The sequence below is a fragment of the Maribacter arcticus genome (genome assembly GCF_900167935.1).
Lineage (GTDB): Bacteria > Bacteroidota > Bacteroidia > Flavobacteriales > Flavobacteriaceae > Maribacter > Maribacter arcticus.
The window spans coordinates 192,040-199,069 of sequence record NZ_FUYL01000004.1; the positions used below are offsets into that span (position 1 = coordinate 192,040).

The following is a 7,030-nucleotide window of genomic DNA, read 5'->3' on the forward strand; positions in this document are numbered from 1 at the left end:
TTTGTTATAAATTGTATTAATTTTCAATTTTCACGATCATTTCTTTAAATAAGCCAAATAAAAATTTTAGTATTCCCGGGCTACTTGCAGCATTAAATTTTTTGTTCTCAATTTTTACACCATACCAATCTTGTTTTCCATTTCGTTAAGTTTCCAATTTAGAGTAGTATTTCAATGCTATTTTTTGATGGCTAAGATGTAGCAAATTACCTACTACCCTGCTGAGTTTTTAACATTTCTTCAGAAATCAGGCGGTGCTATGTTACTTCGCAGAGCTTGTTGGGGAAGTGTTGAACAGCGTTTATATTTCCCCCACTCTTTTTAATATCCTGTTTAGTTGACTACATTCACACCAATGCTAATTGATATACATGAGTGAGGATAGATTTAGGCTTGGGTTCTTTGATAAGGTTTTGGTAGGTCTAGTTTTAGGTCTTGGTGGTTTGTTGATACTAATGGAGGTAATTGCTTCAGTTAGCTATTATGGATGGTGGTTATATTTAATTACAACCATTATGGTTATGTATCATTTGTGGGATAAGTTGTTTCATAAAAAAAATAAAGACTAACAACTTTATAATACGTTTTAAACAAGTACCACATTAAAAAAATACAAAAATAAATAGCAAATTTATGTACCACAATCGGGATTGCATCCCAATTACATGCATTAATAACTGAAGCTGAACAAACACTTTACTTGGTATGTACTTACCTTCAAATATCAAAAGACTTTCAGCAGCTTCTTGTGTCTAGAGAAAAAAAGAAATGGGTGTTATCTATGATACTTCAGATGATGCCGATAAAGAAATTTATGCAAAAGCATTTGAATATGTTCAGCTTATTGGAGGCATTTTTCTACTAGTATCCTATTTAAGGATTATGAAATACGAGAAAGCTATACATCTATTGGTTCATAGGTACTTCAAATTAAGCTTACCTTAAAAGTATCAAACTTTCAACTCAACAATTATTTCAATTCTAAAGTTTCTGTTGGAGAATTCACAGTACCTCTTATGGATTCATAAATTTTAATCATCTCATGTAATTTTTCAGGATTGGTATCGGCAAGATTATTGGTTTGACTAATATCTTCCGTAAGATTGTAAAGTTGGTATTTTAGGTTATTCCCCAATTCAATATTAACCTGTTCGGCTATAGGAGCACCCTTATATGGCGGAATCAATATCCAATCATTAGAGCGCAATGCCGTTCTTGAGGTAGCTTCCAATATTAGATTTTCCCTACCGATATTCTTTTTACCTAAGAAGACATCCATGAAATTTTCACTGTCCTTACCCTTATAATCATCACCTACTAATGATGCTATAGAACTTAAAAAATCTAGTTGTGAAACTAATGCTTCATTAGTCTGTGGTGTTATAGTTCCTTTCCAGTAGGTTGCAAAAGGCACCCTTGTTCCAGCTTCAAAAAGGCTATATTTACCACCTCTTAAAGGTCCTGATGGTGTGTGATTCCCAATTTTCTCCACGGCATTATCATAGTATCCGTCATTTAATACCGGGCCATTATCGCTGGTGAAAATGATTAGTGTATTTTCCAGAAGACCTTGTTCCTCTAACGTAGCATAAAGTTGACCAATACACCAATCTGCTTCTAAAATTACGTCTCCTCTTGGACCCATTCCAGATTTTCCAATGAACTCAGGTGCTGGAGTACGAGGCACATGAGGCTGTTGTAAAGCATAATATAAAAAGAAGGGCTGGTCTTTATTGATGGTAACGAAATTTTTGGCCTTTTCTAAAAATTGTGGTGCCATTTCCTCATCTATCCATTTGGCTGAATCTCCACCTTTCATAAAACCTATACGGGGAATACCATTTACAATTGTATTGTTATGCCCATGATGCCAATTCATCTTTAAAAGTTCAGGACTGTCCTTGCCTGTTGGTTGTCCTTCATAATTTTCATCATAATTAACTTCAATTGGGTCATTGGGGTCAAGATTCTCAACTCTTCCATTCTGAATATAGACTGTGGGTACACGATCCTGTGTAGCAGCCATAATATAACTATAGTCAAATCCTACTTCATTAGGGCCGGGCGTTATATGACCATTCCAATTTACTTGACCATTTCCTAGGCCTAAATGCCACTTACCAACAATACCGGTTTTGTAGCCATTTTGCTTTAATAATTTAGCAACTGTCATTTGAGTTGTATCAATCAATAACGGGGCAGTACCTGGAAGGATTTTTGCGTTTTTGTTCCTCCAAGGATAGACACCTGTTAATAGTGCATATCTACTGGGCGTACATGTTGCTGACGATGCATATCCATTGGTAAACTTTATCCCTTCGTTTACCAGTCTATCCATATTTGGAGTATTAATTTCAGTAGCACCGTAGGAACTTAAATCACCATAACCTAAATCATCAGCATAGATTATTATGATATTAGGACTTTTCATTTCTAATGACGCCTCTTCCTTTTTATCTGTTTTTTTACAACCTATTACCATAGCTAAAAGTATCAGTAGTATAGGAGTTACGAAAAATCTAAAATGCAAACGTATTCGCTTCATATCTTTATATAAGTATGGTAAATGTATATCTCTAATAATTAGTTCTATTACGAAAAACTAATCTTTAGTAGTTTTACTACCCCACCAATTTTTATTGGGTTGGTAGTCCTTTTCTAAAAATTTTAATCGTTCTTTCTCTAGTTTAGGCAAAAGGTCATTTACTATTTTTTTGTCGTACTCCGAACGCTTTTCTGCATCAAATTTTTCGTCTTTTTCAGGAAATTTCGCCCCAACTTCTATAAGCCAATACTTCAATTCTAGATATAGGCTTTCCGCTAATTTAGCATTACTAGCTACCAGATTTTGACGTTCATAAGGGTCCGTTTGCAGGTTATACAACTCATTAGTATCTTCTTCATAATAATGAATCAATTTCCAATCACCTTTTCTGATAACCGAAGAAGGATCACCGCCTTGATTTCCATAATGTGGGTAATGCCAAAATAAAGGTCGTTCCGACAATAACGCACCTTCATTTATCAAAGATTTTAAACTGATTCCGTCTTGGTGTTGCTCAGGCTTTAATTCAATATTCGCATAGTCTAAAATGGTTGGATAAAAATCTGCGCCAGTTACAGGATACTCACTTGTTTTACCATTGGATGTTTGGTTAGGAACATAAATAAGGAAAGGTTCACGAATACCTCCTTCCCAATGATATCCTTTTCCACCTCTGTAAGGTAAGTTGGAGGTTGAAAAGGCATCGCCTGAAGAAACACCCCCATTATCAGAAGTGAATATGATAATGGTATCTTCATCTAATCCTAGATTTTTAAGATTGTCTAAAACCAACCCTATGGCATCATCCATTGTTTCAACCAATCCTGCATAAATCGGATTGTCTTGAGTAACTCGGATTGGCAATTTCTTTTCCATGGTAAATCCATCATTGGCAATACCATTTACTATGGCTTTTTGCTGATACTTATTCCATTTTTCTTGAGTGGTCTCTATAGGTCCGTGAACTGCATAAAAAGATAAAAATGCAAAAAAAGGAGCATCCTTATGGGTGGTTATAAAATCATTGGTTTCTTTGGCTAGACGGATAGAAAGATTTTCACCAAAGTACTTATTTTCTAATTTGGGATTATCAAACGGTGAATAATAGCCACCTATGGGACTACCTTTATCCCATCCTCCTTTATTAAATTGAAACCCATGATCCTCAGGATAAGAACCTTCATCACCTAAATGCCATTTACCTGCAAAAAAAGTTGTGTACCCATTATTTTGAAGTGCCTCTGCAAGCGTAATGTCTTCCTTTGGTAAATTATGTACATAATCTGCTGGCAATAATTTATCATGTCTTCCCATACTGCGCCAATCTTCTCCAAACTTCTCTCCTATCCAATTTGTAACGCCATGACGAGCCGTAAATTTACCAGTCATAATAGTTGCCCTAGAAGGACTACATACTCTACTACCTGCATAGCCTTGGGTGAAAACCATACTTCTAGATGCTAACTTATCAATATGGGGCGTTTCATAATATGGACTACCCACAAAGCTCATATCTTCCAAGCCGAAATCATCTGCTAGAATGAATACGATATTTGGTTTTTGTTTTTGTTCTGTTTTAGAATCTTCCTCTTTTTTAGTTTGACAAGATGAAAAAATAAAAAATACTACAGTTAAAAAAATATAGGATGATTTCATGCTTTATGATTTTGATGATCATATGTACAGATTTGACTGGGAAACTGCAACTGATAAACTAATTATAAATTTACTGTTTTCCTTTCTTACCCTTACCTGCCCGATTAGCCAACCGAACCTACTCAGCTGCCAATTAAAAAAGAATTATCAAATAACAATACTAATTTCTTTAAGGAATACATAATCGTTATAAACTTACAGATTATAAAAGCACTATATTTTCAACCGTGTATGGTTTCTTCTTTCCCATAATTTTTAATCACTTCAGCCTCAAATTCCACCAATTCTTGCCAGCGTTTGTCTACATCTATATGTTGACCGTATTTACGAGCAAAACCAATAAAAGTTGTATAATGCCCTGCTTCACTAATCATTAAATCATTGTAAAATTTAGAAAGCTCTAGGTCTTTTATTTCTTTTGAAAGTAATTTAAAACGCTCGCAGCTTCTCGCCTCAATCATAGCAGAAAATAAGAGCCTATCTACCATAGATTGCAGTCTATTGCCTCCTTTGCTCATAAACTTATAAAGCTCGTTTACGTAACTGTCTTTACGTTCTCTGCCTAAGGCGTAACCACGCTTTTTAATAATATCATGAACCATTTGAAAGTGTACTAATTCTTCTTGGGCTAAAATGAGCAAATCAGTAACTAAATCTGGGTATTCAGAATTAAGTGTAATTATAGTAATCGCATTAGTAGCCGCTTTTTGTTCGCACCATGCATGATCTGTTAGTATTTCTTCTATGTTTTTTTCAACAATATTAACCCAACGTGGGTCTGTAGCTAATTTTAAATGAAGCATGGGCCGTTTATTTTTGTAAAAATAGGTGTATAACTATCATAGTTGCAGTTATTTTATTAATAAGACAGAGTTACAACCATCTAAAACCTAAGTCTGTTATTTAAATGATTAAGAGCCCTTATATCTATTTAAACCCTAGAAAGTAAGTCACATGGTCTATAAAAAGTATAATGAATATATTCTATTATTAACAGAAAACAATTATGATGATAATATTTAGTTATATCTCTGGGAAATTACGGTCTAATAGTTAATTTCGTGTATCGCCTTTAATTAATTGCTAATTTCTGTGCACTATCCGGAAGTTATTGTACCTCAAATGGCGATAAACCCTGTTATACATGAAAATATAATTCCTGTATCGACAAATAATATAAATCACATAAACTTTATGATCAGCTTTTTCAGTAAAAAACATTTTTTAATTGACCATCTTGAGGGTTTCATTGATATTCATAATCATATATTACCAGGTATAGATGATGGTGCAAAAACCGTTGATGAGTCTATCGAACTTATAAAAGGTTTTGGTGAATTTGGTGTTACTGATTTTATATGTACGCCACATATAATGGAAAACTATTATCCAAACAATCCTACAACGATTAACAGTTCTCTTAGTTTACTTAAAAACGGTCTAAAAATGAACAATTTAGACCATGTACATATTGATGTGGCTGCAGAACACATGATAGATTCTGGGTTCGAGAAACTTCTTGAAGACCATAAATTTATGCCACTTTCAAAAAGCTATCTCCTCATAGAAATGTCTTATTTACAAGCTTCTATAAATTTTGATATAGCGGTTACCAAGATAACCAATACAGGTCTTTTTCCCATTTTTGCACATCCTGAACGGTATGCTTACTTTCATAATCATATAGGCAAATACAAAAGTATTAAGAAGAAAGGATTATTTTTTCAAATAAACATGTTGTCTTTGAGTGATTATTATGGTAAAGAAGTAAATCAAGCAGCCAATTGGTTATTAAAGAATAAATTAATAGATTTTATGGCTAGTGATGTTCACAAAATTTCTCAGTTGAATTCTTTAAAAAAAATAAGCATCAATGAAAAAACACTGATGCTTATTAAGCCTATAATTGAAAAAACTATTTATAATTTTAAATAACCAACAAAATCTTTAAAAAATTTTTTGAAATCAGAATTTAAGTCCTTGTTTAAAACCAAAGCTGTTTGATTCAAACTATAAGTAAAAAAGTACTTCAAAATTAGACTCTTTTTAAAATGTAGAGATTTTAATTTAGTTGAAATAAAAAAAACAGAAATTCCAATATAGAGTTTCCGTTTTTTTTATTTGCAAAAATTTAAATATTTTATCCTTCCCTCAAATTATGTGATTAAATAATTAGTTTCTTACCACTAACTTTTTAACAAATGGTTCATTTATACCTTGAATAAATGCATACACAGTATAAATTTCATTTCTTAAATCTCCAATATACATATCATAACTACCGTTTCCATTAAATGACTCTAAGTAATCATACTTCTTAACCAATCTACCACTTGTGTCATAAATGTATATAGCCAAAAGTGGTGCTGGCTCTTCTAAATTAATAAATATCTGAGTAACCTCACTAGCAGGGTTTGGAGAAATCACCATATTATCCATGGTTGCATCATAAACTTCATTCTCAGAAACCTCTATCTCAATTACTATACTATCTGTTAAACCTTGTTCATCAGTTACAATTAGTGTTACTTCAAATATTCCTGCAAATTCAAAAGTATATTCTGGATCTGAAATTAACGACGTATCCCCAGTTCCGAAGTCCCATGAGTAAGACACAACTTCTAAATCATCAGTAGAATTACTTCCAGTAAATGATATAGTTAAAGGTGATACTCCCGATAATACATCAGCCGAAGCAACAGCAACTGGCGCCAAGTTAATGGCTACATCGGTTACATTCCATGTAAAGCTTACTGTTGCTGATTCAGATGGAACACCGTCATCAGTTACCGTTATCTCGACCGTATAAGGACTGTTGGATGAAGCTCC

Annotated in this window: 7 protein-coding genes; 3 read left to right on the forward strand and 4 right to left on the reverse strand. The window is 33.3% G+C overall.

Features of this window, described 5'->3' with window-relative positions:
- Window positions 1-371 precede the first annotated feature (371 nt).
- The gene (locus B5X55_RS07970) at window positions 372-569 is read left to right on the forward strand and encodes a hypothetical protein (RefSeq protein ID WP_079512089.1); all 198 of its coding nucleotides are present in this window, start codon (window positions 372-374) and stop codon (window positions 567-569) included.
- 199 nt (window positions 570-768) lie between these two features.
- A complete protein-coding gene (locus B5X55_RS18775; RefSeq protein ID WP_159447531.1) occupies window positions 769-945 on the forward strand; it encodes a hypothetical protein in 177 nt (58 codons plus the stop codon).
- A gap of 25 nt (window positions 946-970) precedes the next feature.
- Here B5X55_RS18775 and B5X55_RS07975 read toward each other — a convergent pair whose 3' ends face one another.
- The 3 genes from B5X55_RS07975 to miaE form a co-directional block, all read right to left on the reverse strand.
- Window positions 971-2,545, reverse strand: a complete 1,575-nt coding sequence (locus tag B5X55_RS07975) for a sulfatase family protein (RefSeq protein WP_079512090.1) — start codon at window positions 2,543-2,545, stop codon at window positions 971-973.
- 57 nt (window positions 2,546-2,602) lie between these two features.
- Entirely contained in the window at window positions 2,603-4,201 is a 1,599-nt protein-coding gene (locus tag B5X55_RS07980) for a sulfatase (protein ID WP_079512091.1), read from the reverse strand.
- A gap of 221 nt (window positions 4,202-4,422) precedes the next feature.
- A complete protein-coding gene (gene miaE / locus B5X55_RS07985) occupies window positions 4,423-5,004 on the reverse strand; it encodes a MiaE family protein (RefSeq protein ID WP_079512092.1) in 582 nt (193 codons plus the stop codon).
- Window positions 5,005-5,293: 289 nt separating this feature from the next.
- Between miaE and B5X55_RS07990 the strand changes: the two genes are divergently transcribed.
- Window positions 5,294-6,136, forward strand: a complete 843-nt coding sequence (locus B5X55_RS07990; protein WP_317042696.1) for a tyrosine-protein phosphatase — start codon at window positions 5,294-5,296, stop codon at window positions 6,134-6,136.
- A gap of 237 nt (window positions 6,137-6,373) precedes the next feature.
- On the opposite strand, the gene B5X55_RS07995 is transcribed toward B5X55_RS07990, so the two are convergent.
- The coding region (locus B5X55_RS07995) for a PKD domain-containing protein (protein WP_159447532.1) at window positions 6,374-7,030 on the reverse strand (657 nt) is incomplete at its 5' end.